Annotated in this window: 24 protein-coding genes; all 24 read left to right on the top strand. The window is 59.7% G+C overall.

Translation table 11 applies throughout. The features are described from left to right. A complete protein-coding gene (locus AC1RJ3_RS04840) occupies positions 1-2202 on the top strand; it encodes a phage tail tape measure protein (protein ID WP_493077702.1) in 2202 nt (733 codons plus the stop codon). Beyond that, entirely contained in the window at positions 2202-2585 is a 384-nt protein-coding gene (locus AC1RJ3_RS04835) for a phage tail protein (RefSeq protein WP_054595947.1), read from the top strand. The genes AC1RJ3_RS04840 and AC1RJ3_RS04835 overlap by 1 nt, the downstream gene beginning before the upstream one ends. Next, positions 2578-2790, top strand: a complete 213-nt coding sequence (locus AC1RJ3_RS04830) for a tail protein X (RefSeq protein ID WP_054595948.1) — start codon at positions 2578-2580, stop codon at positions 2788-2790. Before AC1RJ3_RS04835 ends, AC1RJ3_RS04830 begins: the two co-directional genes overlap by 8 nt. Positions 2791-2799: 9 nt before the next feature. Then, positions 2800-3828, top strand: coding sequence for a phage late control D family protein (locus AC1RJ3_RS04825; protein WP_493077699.1), 1029 nt, complete (start codon positions 2800-2802; stop codon positions 3826-3828). A 124-nt stretch (positions 3829-3952) separates the two neighbouring features. Continuing rightward, positions 3953-4537, top strand: a complete 585-nt coding sequence (locus AC1RJ3_RS04820) for a phage tail terminator protein (RefSeq protein WP_493077697.1) — start codon at positions 3953-3955, stop codon at positions 4535-4537. Beyond that, the gene (locus tag AC1RJ3_RS04815) at positions 4534-4716 is read left to right on the top strand and encodes a DUF2635 domain-containing protein (protein WP_054595951.1); all 183 of its coding nucleotides are present in this window, start codon (positions 4534-4536) and stop codon (positions 4714-4716) included. The genes AC1RJ3_RS04820 and AC1RJ3_RS04815 overlap by 4 nt, the downstream gene beginning before the upstream one ends. Further along, positions 4716-6212, top strand: coding sequence for a phage tail sheath subtilisin-like domain-containing protein (locus AC1RJ3_RS04810; RefSeq protein ID WP_427533347.1), 1497 nt, complete (start codon positions 4716-4718; stop codon positions 6210-6212). Before AC1RJ3_RS04815 ends, AC1RJ3_RS04810 begins: the two co-directional genes overlap by 1 nt. Positions 6213-6278: 66 nt before the next feature. Beyond that, the gene (locus AC1RJ3_RS04805) at positions 6279-6626 is read left to right on the top strand and encodes a phage tail tube protein (RefSeq protein ID WP_054595953.1); all 348 of its coding nucleotides are present in this window, start codon (positions 6279-6281) and stop codon (positions 6624-6626) included. Next, the gene (locus AC1RJ3_RS04800) at positions 6623-6919 is read left to right on the top strand and encodes a phage tail assembly protein (RefSeq protein ID WP_054595954.1); all 297 of its coding nucleotides are present in this window, start codon (positions 6623-6625) and stop codon (positions 6917-6919) included. The genes AC1RJ3_RS04805 and AC1RJ3_RS04800 overlap by 4 nt, the downstream gene beginning before the upstream one ends. Positions 6920-7049: 130 nt before the next feature. Continuing rightward, positions 7050-8936, top strand: coding sequence for a phage tail tape measure protein (locus AC1RJ3_RS04795; RefSeq protein ID WP_493077694.1), 1887 nt, complete (start codon positions 7050-7052; stop codon positions 8934-8936). After that, complete coding sequence (locus AC1RJ3_RS04790; protein ID WP_427544602.1) at positions 8923-10161, top strand: DNA circularization protein; 1239 nt, start codon at positions 8923-8925, stop codon at positions 10159-10161. The genes AC1RJ3_RS04795 and AC1RJ3_RS04790 overlap by 14 nt, the downstream gene beginning before the upstream one ends. Positions 10162-10164: 3 nt before the next feature. Continuing rightward, positions 10165-11205 carry a phage baseplate assembly protein gene (locus tag AC1RJ3_RS04785; RefSeq protein ID WP_493077692.1) on the top strand — a complete coding sequence of 347 codons (1041 nt, stop codon included), beginning with the start codon at positions 10165-10167 and terminating at the stop codon, positions 11203-11205. A gap of 192 nt (positions 11206-11397) precedes the next feature. Continuing rightward, on the top strand, positions 11398-11907 hold the full coding sequence (locus tag AC1RJ3_RS04780) for a phage baseplate assembly protein V (RefSeq protein WP_054595958.1): 510 nt from the start codon (positions 11398-11400) through the stop codon (positions 11905-11907). Further along, complete coding sequence (locus AC1RJ3_RS04775; RefSeq protein ID WP_054595959.1) at positions 11907-12305, top strand: phage GP46 family protein; 399 nt, start codon at positions 11907-11909, stop codon at positions 12303-12305. The genes AC1RJ3_RS04780 and AC1RJ3_RS04775 overlap by 1 nt, the downstream gene beginning before the upstream one ends. Then, positions 12295-13335 carry a baseplate J/gp47 family protein gene (locus tag AC1RJ3_RS04770; protein WP_493077689.1) on the top strand — a complete coding sequence of 347 codons (1041 nt, stop codon included), beginning with the start codon at positions 12295-12297 and terminating at the stop codon, positions 13333-13335. Before AC1RJ3_RS04775 ends, AC1RJ3_RS04770 begins: the two co-directional genes overlap by 11 nt. Beyond that, positions 13323-13922, top strand: coding sequence for a YmfQ family protein (locus AC1RJ3_RS04765; protein ID WP_347929107.1), 600 nt, complete (start codon positions 13323-13325; stop codon positions 13920-13922). The genes AC1RJ3_RS04770 and AC1RJ3_RS04765 overlap by 13 nt, the downstream gene beginning before the upstream one ends. Before the next feature lie 10 nt (positions 13923-13932). Beyond that, positions 13933-14787, top strand: a complete 855-nt coding sequence (locus tag AC1RJ3_RS04760; protein WP_493077687.1) for a glycine-rich domain-containing protein — start codon at positions 13933-13935, stop codon at positions 14785-14787. 4 nt (positions 14788-14791) lie between these two features. After that, positions 14792-15442 (top strand): hypothetical protein, encoded by a 651-nt coding sequence (locus AC1RJ3_RS04755; protein WP_493077685.1) that lies wholly within the window; start codon positions 14792-14794, stop codon positions 15440-15442. Between the two features lie 131 nt (positions 15443-15573). Beyond that, on the top strand, positions 15574-16497 hold the full coding sequence (locus AC1RJ3_RS04750) for a gp53-like domain-containing protein (RefSeq protein ID WP_493077683.1): 924 nt from the start codon (positions 15574-15576) through the stop codon (positions 16495-16497). Beyond that, the gene (locus AC1RJ3_RS04745) at positions 16498-17007 is read left to right on the top strand and encodes a hypothetical protein (protein ID WP_493077681.1); all 510 of its coding nucleotides are present in this window, start codon (positions 16498-16500) and stop codon (positions 17005-17007) included. A 73-nt stretch (positions 17008-17080) separates the two neighbouring features. Further along, entirely contained in the window at positions 17081-18172 is a 1092-nt protein-coding gene (locus AC1RJ3_RS04740; protein ID WP_493077679.1) for a phage tail protein, read from the top strand. A gap of 7 nt (positions 18173-18179) precedes the next feature. Then, positions 18180-18788 carry a tail fiber assembly protein gene (locus AC1RJ3_RS04735; protein ID WP_493077677.1) on the top strand — a complete coding sequence of 203 codons (609 nt, stop codon included), beginning with the start codon at positions 18180-18182 and terminating at the stop codon, positions 18786-18788. A gap of 15 nt (positions 18789-18803) precedes the next feature. Then, positions 18804-19367, top strand: a complete 564-nt coding sequence (locus tag AC1RJ3_RS04730; RefSeq protein WP_493077675.1) for a glycoside hydrolase family 19 protein — start codon at positions 18804-18806, stop codon at positions 19365-19367. Next, positions 19349-19885, top strand: a complete 537-nt coding sequence (locus AC1RJ3_RS04725) for a lysis system spanin subunit (protein WP_493077673.1) — start codon at positions 19349-19351, stop codon at positions 19883-19885. Before AC1RJ3_RS04730 ends, AC1RJ3_RS04725 begins: the two co-directional genes overlap by 19 nt. Positions 19886-19889: the final 4 nt, after the last annotated feature.

Here is a 19889-nt window from a genome sequence, read left to right as displayed (position 1 = left end):
ATGGCGGACGATAGATATTCGCTCAAATACGCGGCCCTCAACGACAGCGGGTTGGCGTTCGGTAATACCAGCCTGACTACGGCAGCCACGAGTGTTGCGTCAGCACAAGGTACGGGCACGTCCGCCAGGGATCAGATGTCTGGCCTCGGTCTGGCGCTGGAAAACGTCGGGCTCAAGCTCGGTCTGCTGACGACGGCTATCGAGTCGTTGACCTTGAAACTTTCGTCGCAGCGATTGTTGTCCCAGGCGATGGGCGCCGGTGCCAAGAGTGAGCCGGCCAGCGAGCAAAAGAGTGCGGGCAAGCCGGGTAGCGGTATCGAACCGCCGGACCTGCTCAAACCCGCGATAGCGATGGATTCGGCCATGGCCGATCTGAAGCAGGCAGCCCAATTTACCCCGCGCCAGAGCGAAGAGATGGTGCAGTCAACCCAGCACATCGCCAGCGCTCCGCTGGTGGCGGCCGGGGGGACCAAGGCAGTTGATTTGGTGAAGATTGAAAGTCTGGCGGCCAGGGCAGGAATCGTTAGCGATCTGCCCAATGCATCCGACCGACAGTTAGAGTTGCAGCGCTTCGCCAGCGACGCCGGCGTCGCCGCGTCGGCGTTCAAAATGCCGGCCATGGATGTCGCCGAGATGATGGTCGGCTGGCGCACCTCCATGAAGCTCAACGGTGCTGAAACCTTTGACTTGGCGGATGCAACCAACCATCTGGGCAAGATACCCAATGGTGCAAAAGCGGCCGATATCGGTGCCGTCTTGCAGCGTGACGGCGCTGCGGCTACGGCGGCAGGCCTGTCTCCTGCGCTAGCCGCAGCGTTGACGGCGGCATTGCTCAATACCGGTACGCAAAAGGCTGATGCCGGCGTAGCGCTAAAAAGCATCACCACGGTCATGGGCAAGGGTGATCAGGCCTCGGCAACCGAGCAAGCGGCCTGGAAGCAGCTGGGGCTGGAGCCGAAAGCGGTGGCGAGCGGCCTGCGTGACAAGGACGCCGCGCCTGGCACGGTGATGTCGGTGCTTGCGGCCTTGAACGCGCAACCTGCCGAGAATCGCGCGAAGCTTGCCTCCACGCTATTTGGCGATGGTGATAAGCCCGCGCTGAACATGGCGCAAAACCTTACCGATGTGAATGGCGCCTTCTGGCAGGTAAAGGACAAAGCCCAGTACGCCACGTCGGAGCTGGGTGACAAGGGCTCGGTAAGGCAAGACGCACTCGCACTGTCGAAAACCCGGCAAGGCCAGTGGAACGTCTTGAGTGCAAGCAATGATCGTCTGTCGGTGGCCACGGGTAATGCTCTGGCGCCCGTGACGGATAGTTCGCTCCACTCGCTTGGTTCGCTGGTGGACGGCTTGAGTGAATTGGCTGAAGCCTCCCCGAAAACCACCGCTGCCATTGTGCTGGTTGCAGCGGCGATCAAACCGCTGGTGGGGGCGCTATTCAAGGCCATAACGGATGAGCTGACCAATCGGATGGCCAAGCGAGTCTTGGGTGGGGTGGCCGCACGGCTCCCTGATCGATTGGGTGAGGCGATTTCCGACGATTTCAGAAACAAAGGCCGGACGGACAAACCGAATGCCAGCGAGACAAACAGGAGTCCAGAACCCAGAAATGGTCCGTCTGTGCGTGTGAGTCCGCGAGGCTCGCGTGCGAGCACTCCTCGCTGGGGCGGGTTGACTGCCTCAATGCGTTCGATACCCCGCAAGCTTCCCGGTCCATTGAAAGGAGTCAGCGCCGTCGCTGATGTGACCGAGGGTCTGCTTGTCGGCAACACCCGGATGGTGGGAGCAGGCCTTGGGGCTGCAGGCGGTGGCTGGGCGGGGGCTTCGGCCGGTGCGGCCGCGGGTGCCGCCTTGGGCAGTGTCGTTCCGCTGTTGGGTACTGCCATCGGTGGAGTTCTTGGCGGGCTGGTAGGCGGCTGGATGGGCAGTGAGTCAGGTGCCTGGCTGGGTGAAAAGCTCGCAGCGCCTGCCGACAAACTCGCCGCTCCGGACCAGGTCAGTAAAGACCTGACCAACACCCAGGCCACCAGTCAGCAAAATGCACTGACCGCGAACATTTATATCAATGGTCAGGATCAAGCCAGCGCCGCTCAACTGGCAAACCTGGTGGTGCAGCATATTTCCGGGCAATTCGGACTGATGACAACGACTAATCAACTCGCCGTGCGACGTGACACGGCCCTGACTGACGGGGTGGCTTGATGAGGCAGCAAATGGCACTCGGAAGCTTCATTTTCGGCTTGTCACGCAACTTCGCCTACAGCGGTCTGGTGCGCAAGTCGGACGGCGGCTGGGTGAAGGTGGATATCCTGACCAGCAAGCCCAAGTCCAGCCAGACCGGTCAAGGCCTGCAAAGCCTGACGATAACCGGCAAGGCGATGTACGCGGTGGCCATGGACCGGCTCGATGAATTGCGCGCCTTGCAAGCAATGAGAGTACCGCTGCCGTTGGTCGATGGCATTGGCCGCAACTGGGGTTTATGGCGGATCAATGATGTGACGGAAACCCAAAGCGATGTGATTGATGACGGCACGGCGATGTTGATCAATTGGTCGATTACGTTGGAGGAATTCGTCAATGCGTAAGGTACGAACGGTGGCCGGTGACTCGGTGAATCTGTTGCTCTACCGCGAGCTTGAACGTTGTGATGATTTGGCTGAAGAGGCGCTGTGGCGCCTCAACCCGACGCTGGCCGAGCAAGCTCCGGTACTGCCAGCAGGCATCTGGGTGGTGCTGCCGGAACTTGAATCCAGACCCGTAGCGACCACACCGGTAACCGCGTGGGATTAAGGAGGTTACATGGCATTGGGGTTCACGCCAGCGGTAGAAATTTACGGGGCCAACGCGGCCCTGATCAATCAGCGCCTGATCAGTTGGGAGCACATCGATGCCGCCGGTATCGAGTCCGATCAACTGACTCTGGTGCTCGATCTGGAAGGCCTTGAAGGGCTGCCGAGCCTGGGCGGGAAAGTCGGCTTGCTCGTGGGTTATCTGGAATCCGGGCTGGTGGATAAAGGCCAGTTTCTGGTAACCCGACGCACGCCGACGCTGTTCCCGTTTCGCGTGTCTTTGGTGGCTACCGCCGCGCCGTTCAGTGCGGCAGACGAGAGCGGATTTCAGCAGCGCCGCTCGGCCAGCCATGGCCCGACTACCCTCGGCGCATTGTTTCGCGAGCTGACAGCCAGGCACGGCTTTTCGCCGAGGGTGGACCCGGCATTGGCGCTGAAAAAGGTCGAGCACATCGACCAGTCGAATGAAACCGACATGGGTTTTATCACGCGCTTGGCGAGCAAGTACGGCGCCATCGCCAAACCGGTCAATGAGCTGTATGTGCTGGCTCGGCCAGGCCAGGTCAAATCGTTGTCGGGCAAAGTATTGCCGGACGTGAAATTGTCGGTCACTCACAACAATCGCCCCGGCGATCATGCGTTTATCACCGCCACCCTCGATGACTCCGCCCGGGGCAAAAGCCAGGGCTGCAAGATCAGTTGGTGGGACGCCGCAGCCGGTTTGCTGCGGGTGGTTGAAACCGGGCTCGCGCCGTTCAAGACCGTGCGCCAGCGCTGCCAAAGTGCGGAAGAAGCGCAGGCGGTCGGCGAAGCCGAAGTGCGCAAAATGGGCCGTGAAAAGCTCAGGGTAAAAATCAGCTGTCCGGGTAATCCTGACTTTTCGGCTGAAGGGCTGGTAGTGCTGGACGACACGTGGCCGGGCTTTATGCGTGGGCGCTGGTCGATCGATAAAGTCACCGCCAGCGGCGATCGCACCAATAGCTATCGCTGCATGATCGAGGCGACTTGCCTTGACCCGAATGCTGACGCCATCGCCTGATCCAGGCTCCGGTCAGATCGCCTGCGGCAGCACATTCAACATCACCGCGACTGACGCACCGCCATCGCGAGCAAGCTCTGCTCCTACAAGAGCGGTGCCTTTCATAAAACGCTGGAGCGCCCTCATGAAGATCACGCCGATCCTCACGCAGTTGCGTGAGCAATGCCCAACCCTGGCCAATCGCGTGGCCGCAGGCTTAGACCTCGCCACGCTGCAAACCAACACACCGCTGCAAACCCCATGTGCCTACGTCGTGCCGCTCGCCGATCTGGCGAGCAAAAGCTTGGCGCAAAACCTGATGTTGCAACCGATCCGCGACCGTTTCGAAGTGACCCTGGTGCTCGACACCACGGACGCTACAAAAGCGCTGGATCTGTTGCACGACCTGCGCGCCGAACTCTGGCGCGCACTGGTGGGTTTCAAGCCCGGTAGCGGTTACGACGCCATCGTCTACGACGGCGGCGAACTGGTTTCCATCAACAGCAGTCGTGCGCTGTATCGCCTGCGCTTTTTTACCGAGTTTCAGCTCGGCCGCAATCTGCCAGGTCAGCCGGCAGAGAGCTGGCACGAGCGTGAACTGGACGGATTGTCGTCCTTTGCCGGGGTGACCGTGCGGGTCGATGCGATCGATCCGGCGGACCCCAACCTGAAACGTCCGGGGCCTGACGGGCGCCTGGAACTGACTTTTTCTGGAGACGTAAAGCAATGAGCAAACGCATCACTGTGCTGCCGGCCGAAGGCCGTGCCGTGCCCGACCCGGAAGCGGGCGATCTGTTGCCTCTCGAAGGCCGTGAAGTGCCGGACAACGCCTGGTGGCGTCGACGTCTGGCCGATGGCGATATCACTACCAAAGCCGTGGAAGCGGCAACACCACAGGGAGCCAAATAATGGCGATCGGATTCAGCAACATTCCTGCGGACATTCGTGTTCCGCTGTTCTACGCCGAGATGGACAATTCGGCAGCCAATAGCGCGTCGTCGGCCATGCGCCGGTTGATCGTCGCTCAGGTCAACGACAACGTTGCCAGCGCCGAAGTCGGCAAACTGGTGCTGGTGTCCAGCGTGGCGCTGGCCAAAAGCATCGGCGGCCAAGGCTCGATGCTGGCCTCGATGTACGAGACCTGGCGCAAGACCGACCCGGTCGGCGAAATCTGGTGCCTGCCGGTGCACAACACCGTGGGCAGCATTGCCAAAGGCGTGCTGACCCTGACTGGCACCGCAACCGAAAGCGGTGTGCTCAACCTGTATGTCGGTGGCGTGCGTGTTCAATCGGCTGTCGTTAATGCCGCAACCGCGGCTCAGGCCGCAACGGCACTGGCCTTGAAAATCAACGCCAGTGCCGACCTGCCGGTCACCGCCGCGGCGGTTGAAGGCGTGATTACCCTGGCCGCTAAATGGACCGGTGACAGCGCCAACGACATCAGCCTGCAGTTCAATCGCCTCGGCAAGAGCAATGGCGAAGACACACCGGCTGGCCTGACCACCGCCATCACCCCAATGGCCGGTGGCGCTGGCGTGCCGGATCAGGTGGCGGCAGTCGCTGCACTCGGCGATGAGCCGTTCGAATTCATCTGCATGCCGTGGACTGACACTGCGACCCTCAATACCTGGCAAGCCGTCATGGATGACAGCGTCGGTCGCTGGTCGTGGGCCAAGCAATTGTTCGGTCACGTCTACACCGCCAAACGCGGCACCGTTGGCACCCTGGTTGCCGCCGGTCAAACCCGCAACGACCAGCACATGACTATTCAGGCGCTGGAGTTGGGTGTCCCTCAACCGTTCTGGGTTCAGGCTGCCGCACTGGCTGCGCGGACTTCGGTGTTCATCTCTGCCGACGCCAGCCGTCCGACCCAAAGCGGCAGCCTGCCGGGCGTTGAACCGGCTCCGGCCAGTGAGCGCTTCACCCTGACCGAGCGCCAGTCGTTGCTCAACTACGGCATCGCTACCGCGTACTACGAAGGCGGCTACGTGCGCATTCAGCGTGCGATCACTACCTATCAGAAGAACGCTTACGGTCAGGCAGACAACTCCTACCTGGACAGCGAAACCATGCACCAGTCGGCGTTCATCGTGCGTCGTCTGCAAAGCGTGATTACCAGCAAGTACGGCCGCCACAAACTGGCCGCCGACGGCACCCGTTTCGGTGCCGGCCAGCCGATCGTGACCCCGAGCACCATTCGCGGTGAGCTGATCGCCCAGTACGCCAAGCTCGAACTGGAAGGCCACGTCGAGAACGCCGAGCTGTTCGCCGAACACCTGATCGTCGAGCGCGACAGCCAGGACCCGAGCCGCGTCAACGTGCTGTTCCCGCCGGATTACATCAACGGCCTGCGTGTGTTCGCGCTGCTCAACCAATTCCGTTTGCAGTACGACAACGCGGCCTGAGTGCCGCGTTTCACTGTGTGATTTGTGCCCACCTCGCGTGGGCTTTTTATTGAAGGGAGAAACACCATGGGTCAACTGATTGCGGGCACCTGCTACGTCAAAGTGGACGGCGCTCAACTGACCATCAACGGTGGCTGCGAAGCGCCGCTGATGTCCACCAAACGCGAAACACTGGTGCCGGGTTTCTACAAGGAAACCGATATCACCCCATCGTTCAAGGTGACGGCACTGCACACCCCGGACTTCCCGCTCAAGCAGCTGATCGCCGGTACCGACATGACCGTCACCTGCGAATTCAGCAACGGCAAAGTCTTCGTGCTGGCCGGTGCCTACCTGGTCGATGCGCCGATTTCCAAGGGCGATGACGCGTCTATCGCGTTGGTCTTCGAAGGTGTGAAGGGGACCTGGCAATGACTCAAGCCGTGAAGCTGCAAGTGGCCATCGAGGCCCACGGCGAGCCGCTGACCGAACTGACCCTGCGCCGTCCGACGGTGCAGGAAGTGCGGGCGATCAAAGCGTTGCCGTACAAGATCGACAAGAGCGAAGAAGTCAGCCTGGACATGGATGTCGCGGCCAAATACATCGCAGTCTGCGCCGGCATCCCGCCGTCGTCGGTCAACCAGTTGGACCTGGCTGACCTCAACGCGTTGAGCTGGGCCGTCGCGAGTTTTTTCATGAGTGCGGCATCGGCGCCATCTCCGACCTGATCGCTGTCGCCTATGACCTGGCCTGGTTCTGGAAGGTTGACCCCGAACAGATGATGGCCCGGCCACTGGACGTGCTCCGCGAATCACTGGAGCACGCGCAACGGATCAATGCGATGCAGCAGGTGCAGTGATGGCAGAGACAGAAAAGATTGAGAAAAAAGCGGTCTTGCTGACAGGCATCGATGAACTGTCACCCAAGCTCGCGGCCCTTCGGGCGAAAGTCGATGGCTTCAAAAACAACCTTGAGCAGGCCGGCCTGGGCAAGCTGGATATCAGCGGGTTGTTCAAGGGCGGTAGCGTGGTCACGCCCTTCGTCGAAGGTATCAAGTCGGCGGCAGCGTTCCAGGGCAAATTGGCTGAGGTCGGTGAGACGGCAAAAAACGTCGATGTACCGAGCGTACCCAAAAGTGCTGCGCAAAACCTGAACGTTTTCAGCGCTTCGATGGACAAGGTCTCGGTCGCGGTTGACGCCGCATTGCTGCCGGCAGTCAGCGCGGTGGTGGTCGGTCTCGAGCCGTTGCTCAATGGCGTCGGAACGTTGCTCAACGACAACCCGGAACTGGTCCAGGGCATTGCCGCGGGCGCTATCGCGTTCTCGGCCATTCAATCGGCGGTTACGGGGGCTTCACAAGCGCTTGATCTGATGAGCACGGTGCTCAAGACCAGTCCGCTGATGCTGATAGCCATGGGCATTGCGTTGGTGGCTGGGGTAATCGTTGCAAACTGGAAGCCGATCTCGGCGTTTTTCGCCGGGCTCTGGCAAGAGATTGCACCGGTTGTCATGCCGATGGTCGAGTTCTTCAAGACGATGTTCGCCTTCACGCCGCTGGGGCTGGTCATCAATAACTGGGGGCCGATCAGTCAGGTGTTCGCCGCGCTCTGGGACGCTATCAAAGCGGCGGCTTCGCTGCTGTTCGACGCGTTCAAGGTGATCTTCAGCTGGACACCATTAGGGATGATCATCGCCAACTGGCGTCCGGTCAGCAGCTTCTTCAGTTCGCTTTGGCAAGGGATCAAAGCCGTTGCTGTGCCGGTCATCGACTTCTTCAAGACACTGTTTTCCTGGACTCCGTTGGGGATGATCGTTAGCAACTGGCAACCGCTGGTTGGATTGTTTTCAGCGATCTGGGATTTGCTCCGGGCTTTGGCTGTGCCAGTGATGAGCTTTTTCAAGAAGCTCTTCGACTGGTCGCCGCTGGGCATGGTGCTCAACAACTGGAAGCCACTGGTTGGTTTTTTCTCGGCGACCTGGGATGTGTTGCGTGCACTGGCGGCGCCAGTAGTCGACTTCTTCAAAGGTCTGTTCGACTGGTCACCGATGGCGCTGGTCAGCGCAGTTTGGGACCCGCTGAGCAACTACTTCTCGGGGTTGTGGCAAACCCTGGAGGTGATGGCTCAACCGGTGGTGGACTTCTTCAAAGGTCTGTTCGACTGGTCGCCGATGGTGCAGGTCAGTGCGGCGTGGGAGCCACTGAGTGAATTCTTCTCGGGCTTGTGGGACTCGCTGAGCAGTGTCACGGCCCCGGTCGGGGAACTGTTCAAAACGCTGTTCGACTGGTCACCGATGGCGATGATTACCGAGCACTGGACGCCGATCATCGCGTGGTTCAGTGGGCTGTGGGAAAAGCTCAAGGCGATTATCGAACCGATCAAGGACCTGTTCGGCGGCAGTGTCAGTGGCTTCATCGCGAAGATCACCGGCAAGGTCGAAGGCTTGACCGAGGCGCAACAGAAAACCAACGCCGAAGGCAAAGGTGAACTGGCGCCAGCGTTTTTCGGTGCCAGTAGCGATCAAGCGTCGCTGTCGAGCGATTTGCCGAAAGGCTCCAACGCCCTGGTGCAACAAAGCGTCGCCAACAACCGTGCGCAACTGGAAGGCGGCCTGACGGTGCGCTTTGAAAATGCACCGGCCGGCATGCGTACCGATCAACCACAGACCAACCAGCCTGGCCTGGCCGTGACGTCGCAGATTGGCTATCGCTCACTGTCTCTAGGAGGTTCCAATGAGTTGGCGTGATCGTTTGTTGCCGGCGTCGTTTCGCGGCGTCGGATTCTGGGTCGATCAGGCGAAAACCCCGGTCGGCCAGAAAGGTCAGTTGCATGAGTATCCCCAGCGTGACCAGCCGTTCTTCGAGGGCCTTGGCCAACAGGCGAAGATCCACGACCTGACGGCGTTTATCGTTGGGCCCGATTGCCTGGAGCAGCGTGACAAACTGCTCAAGGCGCTGGAGGAGGGCGCGGGTGAGTTGGTTCATCCGTGGCTGGGGCGGATGCAGGTCAAGGTCGGCGAATGCGAAATGACCCAGACCCGTCAGGACGGCGGGCTGGTGACGTTCGCCCTGAAGTTCTACCCCGACCAGCCGCTGCAGTTCCCCACCGCCCAGGTCAACACTCGCGAGCAATTGCTGGTGTCGGCCGACAGCTTGTTGGGGTCGATGGTAGGTCGCTTCGAAGATGCCATGAGCCTCATCAAGGCGGCACGGATCGGCATCAAGGAACTGCGCGACAGCCTCAAAGACGTCTACGAGGTCATCGAGCATGAGTTCAAGGAGGTTATCGAGACCTACAAGGAACTCAGTTTGCTGGTCAAGGCGATCAAGGAACTGCCCCGTGAAGTGAGCGCGGAGTTCAAGGGTTTGCTGGGTGACATCAAGGAACTCGGGGACTTCGCTCGTGAGGGTTACCGTGGCGTGCTCGCCAGCGCTTCGCAGCAGGTTGAAGCGGTGAAAAAGATCGACGCTCCCAAGCTCACCACTGGCAAGGACACGGTGGCGGCGGCTCAGGCCATGGCCAATCTGGTGCAGGACGCGTTGTTGGTGAAGCTCGGCTATCAGGTGGCGCGGATGCCGGTGGCGACTCCGGTGGTCAAATTGAACTCCACGCCGTCCCTCGCGCAGCAAGCCGTGCAACCGGTGCAGCGGGTGGACGTGCCGGTGGCCGACGATGTGCTGACCTTGCGCGATGCGCTCAATGAAGCGATCTGGCAAGCCGCGCTCAAGGCGGACGCTGTGCATTATCAAGCGCTCAACGCCATGCGCCAGCAACTGTTCGGGCATCTGACGGCGGTGGCATCTTCCGGTGTGCGGCTGATCACGTTGTCTCCCAATCAGAGCATGCCGGCACTGGTGCTCACCTACAAATACCTGGGGGATGCCACTCGGGTAAGTGAAGTGACGCAACGCAACGGGGTGATCCACTTTGGATTCCTGCCCCCGGGCGGCCTGCAAATCGCCCGGGAGTAGACCATGACCGACCTTGCAAACGCCGTCAGCCTGACCGTTAACGGTCTGGATTATGGCGGCTGGAAAAGTGTGGAAATCAGTGCGGACCTGGAGCGTCAGTTCCGTACTTTCACACTCAACATCACCTGGCAATGGCCGGGGCAAACCCTGGCGGTGCCGATCAAACCCGGCTCACGTTGCCAAGTGCGGATCGGTTGCGACCTGGTGCTCACGGGACACGTCTACAAGGCACCGGTCAGTTACGACGGCAAGCAGATCAGCCTGAGTATCGAGGGCAGTTCGCTGACCCGGGACCTGGTGGATTGCGCGGCGATCAACCGTCCGAGCCAATGGCAGGAACAAAGCGTACTGAGCATCGTCCAGGCCCTGGCATCGCCTTATGGCGTGAGCGTGGTCAGCGAGATCGCACAAACCGCCAAGTTGAATAAACACAGCATCGTCCCGGGAGAAACGGTGTTTCAGTCCATCGACCGCTTGCTGACCCTGTACCGGGTGTTCTCCACCGACGATGCCGAAGGCCGCGTGCTGTTGGCGAAACCCGGCAGCGGCGGGCGGGCCAGTGATGTGCTGGAACTGGGCAAGAACATTCTCTCGGCCAACGCGCCGATGGATTTCAGCCAGGTGTTTTCTGAATACCGGGTGATTGGCCAGCACAAGGGCAGCGACAGCAAAAGCGGCAGTGCGGTGAGCGAGGTGTCGGGTGTGGCGACCGATGCTACGGCCCAACGCAAACGGGTCACGGTGATCAGCGAAAGTGCGCAACTGACGCCAGAACTGGCGCAACAACGCGCCGACTGGGAAAGCGCCACCCGCACTGGCAAGGCCCTGACGACGACCTATCGCGTGCAAGGCTGGCGGCAATCCAACGGCGATTTGTGGCGGCACAACACGCAGGTCAGGGTGATCGACAAAGTGCTGGGTTTTGATCAGGACATGCTGATCTCGAAGGTCACTTACTCGCTCTCTGAACAGGGCTCCATTACCACCCTGCAAGTGGCGCCGCCGCATACCTTCGACGCCAACCCGGCCCCGCTCAAAGCCTGAGTCCACATAAATTCGTAGCAGCTGCCGAAGGCTGCGTTCGGCTGCGCAGCAGTCGTGAATTCAGGCACTGCGGTACTTCAGGTTAATCGTCGATACAGGTTTCACGGCCGCTACGCGCCCGAACGCAGCCTTCGGCAGCTGCTACGGGGGCATCGCCATGCCGGGCCTCACCCGATATTCAAGGAAAACCCAATGAGCCTACTGACACGCCTCTTGGCGCGCGGCACCGTCGTGCTCGCCAATTCGGCGACCAAGCTGCAATCGCTGCAAATGCGCCTGACTGCCGGCGAAGTGAACGACGACATGGAGCACTTCGAGCCCTACGGTTTCACCAGTAACCCGCTGGCCGGTGCCGAAGGTATCGCGACCTTTCTCGGCGGCGATCGCTCCCACGCCGTGGTACTGGTGGTCGCCGATCGCCGCTATCGCCTCAAGGCGCTGGCGCCCGGTGAAGTGGCGATTTACACCGACGAAGGGGACAAGGTCCACTTCAAGCGCGGACGGATCATCGACATCGAAACCAGCACGCTGAACATCCGCGCCAGCAGCGCTGTGAACATCGACACGCCAACCCTGACCCAGACCGGCAAGATCGTCTCCCAGGGGGACCAGATCGCCGGCGGTATCAGCCAGATCAAACACGTGCATCCGGGCGTCCAGCCGGGCAACGGCCAGACCGCTGCCCCCGCAGGAGGCCAGTGATGTTTATCAGTCATGACCTCAAAACCGCATTGACCCGTTCGGTGCTGATCAGCCTCTTCACCTGGCGCCGCGCCGCCGACGATGACTTCCTCGATGACGACGAACGCTTCGGCTGGTGGGGCGACAGTTTCCCCACGGTGGCCGACGACCGAATCGGCTCGCGCCTGTGGTTGTTGCGCCGGGTCAAGCTGACCCGGCAGACCCAGCTCGACGCCGAATTTTATGCCCGCGAAGCCCTGCAATGGCTGATCGACGACGGCCATTGCAGCGCCATCGAGATTCTCAGCGAACGCCTCGACGACCAGCGCTTGAACCTGCGCACGGTCCTGACCCTGGCCGACGGTGAGCGTCTGGACATCAACCCTGAACACAGTTGGCAGGTGACCTATGCCGTTTGAAACGCCTTCGCTGCCGGTGCTGATCAAGCGCACCCAAAGCGACCTGGCCAGCGATTCGCTGCGCCAGTCCGATGCGCAAGTTCTGGCCCGAACCCTCGGCGGTGCAGCCTTTGGCCTGTATGGCTATCTGGACTGGATCGCCGAGCAGATTCTGCCGGACAAAGCCGATGAACCGACCCTGGAACGCATCGCCGCGCTACGCCTCAACCAGCCGCGTAAAGCGGCGCAATCCGCTCGCGGAGCCGTCAGCTTCAGCGCCACGGCGGGCGCGGTGCTGGATGTCGACACCCTGCTGCAATCGAGCGACGGTCGCACCTACAAAGTGACCGCCGCGCTCACCACCAGCAATGGTCTCAACAGCACCAGCATCGCCGCGCTGGACGCCGGATCGCTCGGCAATGCGGATGCAGGCATGACGCTGATCCCGGTGCAACCGATCCAGGGCATCGGCGGAGTCTTCACCGTGCTGGCGCCGGGCCTGACTGGCGGCATTGCCCGCGAAAGCCTCGAATCGCTGCGCTCGCGGGTGATTCGCTCGTACCGCATCATTCCTCACGGCGGCTCGGCGCAAGACTATGAAACCTGGGCGCTGGAGTGCCCGGGAATCACCCGCGCCTGGTGTCGCGGCAGCTATCTGGGGCCAGGCACTGTCGGTTTGTTCGTCATGCGTGACGATGACCCGCAACCGGTTCCGGACGCGACGCAACTGGCGTTGGTCCAGGCGTACATCGAGCCTCTACGCCCGGTTACCGCCGAGTTGCATGTGCTGGCGCCGGTGCAGATGCCGGTGACCTACCGTCTGCGCCTGACCCCCGACACCAGCGCCGTACGCGCTGCCGTCGAAGCGCAGTTGCGCGACCTGCACAACCGTGAGGCCGGGCTCGGGGAAACCTTGCTGTTGACCCACATTGCCGAAGCCATCAGCAGCGCCACTGGCGAAAGCGATCACAAACTGGTCGCGCCAGCCGCCGACGTTACGGCCGCGAGCAATCAGCTGCTGACGTTCGGAGGCTGCGTATGGCTGCAATAAGAACCGCCGAGCAATACCAGGCCCAACTGCGCAGCCTGCTGCCCAGCGGCCCGGCCTGGGATCCGGAGCGAGTGCCGGAACTGGAGCAAGTCCTGGAAGGCGTCTCCCAGGAACTGGCACGTCTCGACGCCCGCGCCGCCGACCTGCTCAACGAAATGGACCCGGCCGGCGTCAGCGAACTGGTGCCGGACTGGGAACGGGTGATGAACCTGCCCGACCCATGCCTGGGCCTGACCCCGCTGTTCGACGACCGCCGCCTCGCGGTACGCCGGCGGCTGCTCGCAGTCGGCAGCCAGGCAATCAGCTACTTCGTCGAAATCGCCCGCACCCAGGGCTACCCGAACGCCACCATCACCGAACTCGAAGCCCCGCGCATGGGCCGCTCGCGTTTCGGTGCGGCGCACTTCGGTACCTGGCAGGCGCAGTTCATGTGGACACTGAATACCGGTGGACGATTGTTGCTGGGCCGGCGTTTTGGGGCGAGTTATTGGGGCGAGCGCTTTGGCATGAACCCGGGCTCGGCGCTGGAGTGTTTGATCCACCGCAGTGCGCCGGCTCATACGCTGGTGCACATTAATTATGACTAGGGGATAGGAAATGGATTATCCGAAGAGTGTGCCCAGCGCCGGGTTGATCAGCGGCAAGTTTGTCGATGAAAACCCGCTGACCGGAACTCCGGGTTCGCTGATTCCGGCGGCGTGGGGTAATGGGGTGACGAGTGAAATTCTCGAGGTGATCACTGCTGCCGGCCTGACTCCCAGTGAGTCCAACCTTGCTCAGCTCTTGAGCGCCATTCGCAGCATCAGTCGTTCGACTGCCGGTCTCGGCATCCAGCGATTCACCTCGAACGGTAATTTCACTGTTCCGGACGGGGTGACGAAGATTTGGCTCAGTGGTTGTGCTGGGGGAGGCGGCGGAGGTGCTTGTCCGGGGGGCTCTAGTGCAACAGCTTCGGGGGGCAGCGGTGGTGGGGCGGGTCAACCAGTTATCAAACTGCTGGTGGCTGTGACGCCCGGGCAGGTTATCCCCATTGTCATCGGGGCCTCGGGAGTTGGAGGGAGTCCAGGCGTATCAGCAACAGCTGGTGGTAACACACTGGTCGGCTCTTCAGGTGCTTTGCTGGTGCTGACTGGTGGCAGTCCAGGTTATCCGGGCGTGAATGCAGCGGGCTTTGTTCCGGGGCCTAGAGGCGGTGAGGGCTTTCCTGCGGGTGGGGATGCGACAGATACCACGGCCAATATGGCTGCTGGCTATGGGGGGCAAGGGGCAAGTGGGCCTTTTGGCGCAGGAGGCAGTTCTTCTCGCTCCGGTATGAGTTCGGGTCTTGTCGGGAGATCGGCCTATGGCTTCGGTGCCGGAGGTGGCGGTGCTGGCGGTTACTACATTCCAGGGCCTGGCACTGCTCAGCCCGGAGGTCCGGGTGCGCCTGGCCTTATGATTATCGAGTGGTAAAAGTATGACTAAACAAGTGCTGTATTGCCGTACATCCGGTGCAGTTATCGAGTGGCAAGACACGGAGTTGTATGCCTACGCTACCCCCTCTGTGATGCTGGGTATTCTGCCGGTCACCGATGAACAGTGGGTCCAGAAAGAGACTCTGCACTGTGTCTCCAATGACGAATTAACCAAAATTGATACCCCTCAGCCTTCTTCAGGCGATGAATGGGATGGCGCTGAAAGGATGCTGACCCCTGCCAGAGTGACAACGGTAGAGCGTCAGGAAACAGAAAACCTTTGCTCCCGAGTGGACGCGGCAGCAGACAGCGTCCGCAAGGCTCTGACCGGGGATCCGCTGCGCGCGATGGAATATGCGAGCGCTGCCGCCGATGCACGGGCCTTCAAGGACGCGGGTTACCCCAAAAAAGCCGTCCCACTGTCCGTGAGCGCATGGGCCGTCAAAGGTCGAACAGCCCAAGAGGCTGCTGACGACATTCTTGGCAAATCGGCCGAATTCAATAACAGCTTGTTGACCCTGCGCACCCTGCGCTTGAAAGCCAAGGAGCAGATCAGGGCTCAAGTCGCCAAGGGCAAGACTGAACGGGCGAAAGAAGTGTGCGATGCAGCCATTCTGGCCTTGCATAACGTCGTGAGCGATCTGTCGCAGTAGAGCGCAGCGGGTTAGCCCCGGCCACGATGAGTACGAGTTTCTTTAAAGACATGTCTGACGCTCACTAACCCAGTGGGCGTTTTTGTTTTCGTTCAAATATCCCGGTCAAACAAGGCTGGAGGACAAACATTATGGATTATCCAAAAAGCACACCCAGCGTAGGGTTGGTGAATGGCAAGTTTGTAGATGAAAACCCGATCGCCGGAACACCTGGGTCGTTGATTCCTGCGAGTTGGGGCAATGCGATGACAGAGGAAGTTTTGAATGTCATCAACGCCGCCGGCCTGACGCCAGACGAGACATCAAATAATCAGATGCTTAGTGCTTTACGCAGCACAAGCCTGTTTGTGACAGCATCGCAGTTCGATGCGGGGAAGTCTGTGGCTACCACGGAATTTGTTCAGCGAGCGCTTGGCAATAACGCCAATGCTCGGGGGATAACGGCGGCGACTCAGCTTACGGTAGCAGATTTGGGTTGCTCAATAGGGCTGGGGGGGACTTCTGGTTATACGGTGACCTTGCCGGATACCGCAACGGTTCCCAGCGGCTCAACAATTAGTCTCCATTGCCGTAGTAATGGATCTATTACCGTCGCGAGTAAGGTCGGTGCGCAGATTAGTCCCCAAGGCGCATTTTTGAGCTCCATCACGATGAATAATGGAGAAAATGCAACCTTTGTTAGAGAGTCTGGGGTTTGGACAGTCTATGGTACGGCCAGTCTGAAGTATTCAGCGTCATACAGTGCATCGCTTAGCGGCGTCGGATTTCAAAAGTACCCCAGCGGCCTGATTGAACAGTGGGTAGTCGGTTCTTCTGATGTGAACGGTAATATGTCGCTTTCTCTTCCCATTCAGTTTCCCAACGCGGTTTTGGGGGGGGTTGCCAACGAAGCATCTCCATCGGGTTGGGTTGCCAATAGCGTTACAGTGTGGGCGTTCGATTCCGGGGCTAGTAATAAGTCCGTCGTTGTTGCTCGTGTCAGGAATATTGTGAGTAATAACGGTCCTGTCGTTAACAGTGGTATCGCCGGCCGGATTCTCGTGTGGGGATATTAAATGAGTAAGTATTTTGTAGCAGAGACGCTTGGGTTCCTTTGTTCGGAAGAACACGATAGAAAGTTGCTGGATAGTGCTGTTGAAATTACTGATGCTGAGTATTCCGTACTTTTTGAGGGGCAGCGTAATGGAAAACTAATTGTTGCTGATGGCGAAAGGCGTCCCATCCTTGTTGATCCACTGCCCCCCTCTGAAGAAACTCTCGCCGCTATAGAACGCTCTTGGCGTGATACCCGGCTTCTTGATACGGATGGCTTGGTCGCTAGGCACCGTGATGAGTTGGAAGCAGGCGTTGGCACGACATTGTCAATGAGTGAATATGAAAGTTTGCAAGCCTATCGCCGTGATTTACGAAGTTGGCCGACGTCCTCAAAGTTTCCCTCGACTGCTGGGCGGCCAGTGCTGGTTATTACTTCAGTTGTTGTGAGTGCTCCGGTTAGAAAGAAGAGGATCAGGAAGCCTGTGCAGCCTATAGAGGCTGCACAGGCTGAGATTATTTCCAGTGTTTAGATAGGTAGATTCTCTAACTGTTGGCTATAACGGTCAGCACTGTTGGGGGGTGAAATTCATCAGGAGTTAAATCTTGGATTATCCAAAAAGTGTCCCCGGCATAGGGCTGGTGAATGGCAAGTTCGTTGATGAAGATGTGGTTTCTGGAACGCCGGGCTCTTTGATTCCTGCGACGTGGGGTAACAGTGTTACCCAGGAACTGTTGGCGGTTATTACGAGCGTCGGTTTGGCACCGTCTGAGGCTGACAACAGTCAGTTGCTCAAGGCGTTGCAAATGATCACGGCGAAGGCGAGCCCCATGCGTTCATTGGTAACCAGTGTCTCGGGCTCCAAAGCATTGCTGGCTGAAGAGTTGGGACTGGTGTTGGTTAGTGCCGGGACAGATGCAGCCACCTTGCTGCTGCCTGCCGCCGACGGAGCACTGGGTGTGCGTGACGTCATCGTGAGGCGATTGGATAACAGCGGCAACCGGCTAACAGTCCAGTGCATGGGGACGGACACGATCAAGTTTCATACCCACCTTCGTCCCGCCGGTTATCCATTTCTGGTGTTGATGGGGGCGGGAGACTGGTGGCATTTGCGCAGCGATGGCCTCGGTAGCTGGTGGCCCGTCGGGCGCTTCGATGGTGTTCCGCTGGGACGACCCTTCTTTGAAACGACAACGCTCCTGAGCCCTGGTGGGTACGGTGCGCTAAACGGTTCTGTGTTGAGTCGAGCTGAATGGCCATGGCTGTGGGATCACGCCCAGCAGTCCGGGATGCTGAAAACCGAGGCGAGTCGGCTCGGTAATGAAGGCGGATGGACCACCGGTGATGGTGCGCTGACATTCCGCGGACCTGAGGGGCGAGGGGAGTTTTTGCGGATACTGTCCGAGGGACGAACGGTCGACACTGGACGTGTACCGGGATCGGCTCAATCCGGTACTTACCATTCCTATGCGTTTGGCGCTCAGGGCGCGGGTGCCATGGGGTCCCGATGGTCCGACAGTCTTACAGCGGTTGGCGCGGATACGCAGGAAGAAGCGCGCATCTTTGCAGTCGTCAATGGTGGGCCTATTTTTCCTGTAGGAACTTCCTATCAGATGGATACCGCTAATACCCAGCTCTACTCCTTTAAATCCCGGCCGCGAAATATTGCTTATCCAGGTCGAATCAAGATTATCTGAGGTGTCCATGTTTCATTATTTAGTTGACGATTCAGGTGTTCTGAATGGTCCAGTAGAGCTGTTTGTCACGCCGGGTCTCGGAGTGCAACTACCGAGTAATGCCGTCGAGTTATCTGACGCGCTTGCCGAACCCGAAAGCGGTTTTGTATGGGCCTGGGTTAACGGAGCTCCGCAGGCATTGCGTGACCGCCGCGGCACAGTATTTCAAATGCAAACAGGCGCATCGACCACCTGGGAACAATTGGGTGAGTTACCTGATGGCCTCACCGATAAACCTTGGCCCGGTCAATATTACGTTTGGCTCGATGGCGACTGGCAACTTGATCAATCGGCGAAAGAAACAGCCGAATCGGCAAGTGTTCTGAAAGAGCGAGACAGCCGCTTGCGCGACGCCGCCATGCGCATCGCCCCTCTTCAATACGCCGTCGATCTGGGCGATGCCACACAACAGGAGCAATCCGCGCTGCTGGACTGGAAACGCTACTGCGTTGCCTTGAACCGCATCGAACAGCAAACAGGGTACCCCCTGGAAGTCGAGTGGCCGATTCTGACGTTTTCTGAACCCAAGGAGTCGACAAATTCGCTGCGCTCGCTCTTCGGCCTTAAACAAAAGTAAATCAAGGACATCCTCATGCCTGTAACAGAAGGGCAGCTGCTCAAAATAATGCCCAACGCCCGCCTCCAAGCGGGCGTTTTCGTTTCTGCCCTCAACACCGCCATGACCCGCCACAACATCAACACCCCCAAGCGCATCGCCGCGTTCCTTGCACAAATCGGCCATGAGTCGGGGCAGTTGCGTTATGTGCGTGAGTTGGGCAACGACCAGTACCTCAGCAAATACGATACCGGCACGCTGGCCGTCCGCTTGGGCAATACGCCTGAAGCTGACGGTGATGGTCAGCGCTATCGGGGGCGTGGGCTGATTCAGATCACCGGGCGCGATAATTATCGTCGATGCAGCCTTGGACTGTTCGGTGATGAGCGTTTGCTGACCCTGCCTGAGTTGCTCGAGCAGCCGCAATGGGCGGCCGAATCGGCGGCCTGGTTCTGGGAGCTGAACGGTTTGAATGAACTGGCCGATCGTGAGCAGTTCAACAGCATCACCCGCAGGATCAACGGCGGGTTGAATGGGCTGGAAGAACGTTTGCAGCTCTGGACACGGGCGAGGGCGGTGTTATGCCAGCCTTCGGTCTGATGCCACTTTCGTACCGGGTGATCGGCGTCGCTGTGCTGCTGGCCATTGTGGCTGGCAGTGCTGCGGCAGTGTCCTGGCACCTTCAGGATTGGCGCTACGGTCGGCAACTGGCGGAACAAGCCAGGTTGCACGGCGAGGCGCTGAACCAACTGACCCTGGCGGCGGCGAATCAACAGCGCACCGAACAGGACAAGCGCCTGGCCCTGGAGCAGCGTCTTCAGGCCAGCGATCAAACCTATTCAAAGGCCTTGAGCGATGCACAACGTGATCAAGGTCGCCTGCGCGACCGTCTTGCCACTGCTGATTTGCGCCTGTCAGTCCTTGTCGACCCCCGTGAAGCCGACACCGGTTGTGGTGTGTCAGCCGCCTCCGGCACCGGCGGCGTGGTTCATGGAACCCTACGAGCCCGACTTGAGCCGGCGCATGCTCAACGAATTATCGGCATCACCGACACAGGCGACCGCGGACTGATTGCCTTGCAGGCCTGTCAGGCCTATGTCAGAGCGCTTGCTCGCTAACATT

The organism is Pseudomonas sp. GW822-FHT04C11 (genome assembly GCF_058800905.1).
This window is presented reverse-complemented; position numbering and strand designations above follow the sequence as displayed.

What these genes read in the sequence shown, in the direction of transcription:
- AC1RJ3_RS04840 (WP_493077702.1), top strand. Translation starts at nt 1, where the DNA reads ATGGCGGACGATAGATATTCGCTCAAATACGCGGCCCTCAACGACAGC.
- AC1RJ3_RS04835 (WP_054595947.1), top strand. Translation starts at nt 2,202, where the DNA reads ATGAGGCAGCAAATGGCACTCGGAAGCTTCATTTTCGGCTTGTCACGC.
- AC1RJ3_RS04830 (WP_054595948.1), top strand. Translation starts at nt 2,578, where the DNA reads ATGCGTAAGGTACGAACGGTGGCCGGTGACTCGGTGAATCTGTTGCTC.
- AC1RJ3_RS04825 (WP_493077699.1), top strand. Translation starts at nt 2,800, where the DNA reads ATGGCATTGGGGTTCACGCCAGCGGTAGAAATTTACGGGGCCAACGCG.
- AC1RJ3_RS04820 (WP_493077697.1), top strand. Translation starts at nt 3,953, where the DNA reads ATGAAGATCACGCCGATCCTCACGCAGTTGCGTGAGCAATGCCCAACC.
- AC1RJ3_RS04815 (WP_054595951.1), top strand. Translation starts at nt 4,534, where the DNA reads ATGAGCAAACGCATCACTGTGCTGCCGGCCGAAGGCCGTGCCGTGCCC.
- AC1RJ3_RS04810 (WP_427533347.1), top strand. Translation starts at nt 4,716, where the DNA reads ATGGCGATCGGATTCAGCAACATTCCTGCGGACATTCGTGTTCCGCTG.
- AC1RJ3_RS04805 (WP_054595953.1), top strand. Translation starts at nt 6,279, where the DNA reads ATGGGTCAACTGATTGCGGGCACCTGCTACGTCAAAGTGGACGGCGCT.
- AC1RJ3_RS04800 (WP_054595954.1), top strand. Translation starts at nt 6,623, where the DNA reads ATGACTCAAGCCGTGAAGCTGCAAGTGGCCATCGAGGCCCACGGCGAG.
- AC1RJ3_RS04795 (WP_493077694.1), top strand. Translation starts at nt 7,050, where the DNA reads ATGGCAGAGACAGAAAAGATTGAGAAAAAAGCGGTCTTGCTGACAGGC.
- AC1RJ3_RS04790 (WP_427544602.1), top strand. Translation starts at nt 8,923, where the DNA reads ATGAGTTGGCGTGATCGTTTGTTGCCGGCGTCGTTTCGCGGCGTCGGA.
- AC1RJ3_RS04785 (WP_493077692.1), top strand. Translation starts at nt 10,165, where the DNA reads ATGACCGACCTTGCAAACGCCGTCAGCCTGACCGTTAACGGTCTGGAT.
- AC1RJ3_RS04780 (WP_054595958.1), top strand. Translation starts at nt 11,398, where the DNA reads ATGAGCCTACTGACACGCCTCTTGGCGCGCGGCACCGTCGTGCTCGCC.
- AC1RJ3_RS04775 (WP_054595959.1), top strand. Translation starts at nt 11,907, where the DNA reads ATGTTTATCAGTCATGACCTCAAAACCGCATTGACCCGTTCGGTGCTG.
- AC1RJ3_RS04770 (WP_493077689.1), top strand. Translation starts at nt 12,295, where the DNA reads ATGCCGTTTGAAACGCCTTCGCTGCCGGTGCTGATCAAGCGCACCCAA.
- AC1RJ3_RS04765 (WP_347929107.1), top strand. Translation starts at nt 13,323, where the DNA reads ATGGCTGCAATAAGAACCGCCGAGCAATACCAGGCCCAACTGCGCAGC.
- AC1RJ3_RS04760 (WP_493077687.1), top strand. Translation starts at nt 13,933, where the DNA reads ATGGATTATCCGAAGAGTGTGCCCAGCGCCGGGTTGATCAGCGGCAAG.
- AC1RJ3_RS04755 (WP_493077685.1), top strand. Translation starts at nt 14,792, where the DNA reads ATGACTAAACAAGTGCTGTATTGCCGTACATCCGGTGCAGTTATCGAG.
- AC1RJ3_RS04750 (WP_493077683.1), top strand. Translation starts at nt 15,574, where the DNA reads ATGGATTATCCAAAAAGCACACCCAGCGTAGGGTTGGTGAATGGCAAG.
- AC1RJ3_RS04745 (WP_493077681.1), top strand. Translation starts at nt 16,498, where the DNA reads ATGAGTAAGTATTTTGTAGCAGAGACGCTTGGGTTCCTTTGTTCGGAA.
- AC1RJ3_RS04735 (WP_493077677.1), top strand. Translation starts at nt 18,180, where the DNA reads ATGTTTCATTATTTAGTTGACGATTCAGGTGTTCTGAATGGTCCAGTA.
- AC1RJ3_RS04730 (WP_493077675.1), top strand. Translation starts at nt 18,804, where the DNA reads ATGCCTGTAACAGAAGGGCAGCTGCTCAAAATAATGCCCAACGCCCGC.
- AC1RJ3_RS04725 (WP_493077673.1), top strand. Translation starts at nt 19,349, where the DNA reads ATGCCAGCCTTCGGTCTGATGCCACTTTCGTACCGGGTGATCGGCGTC.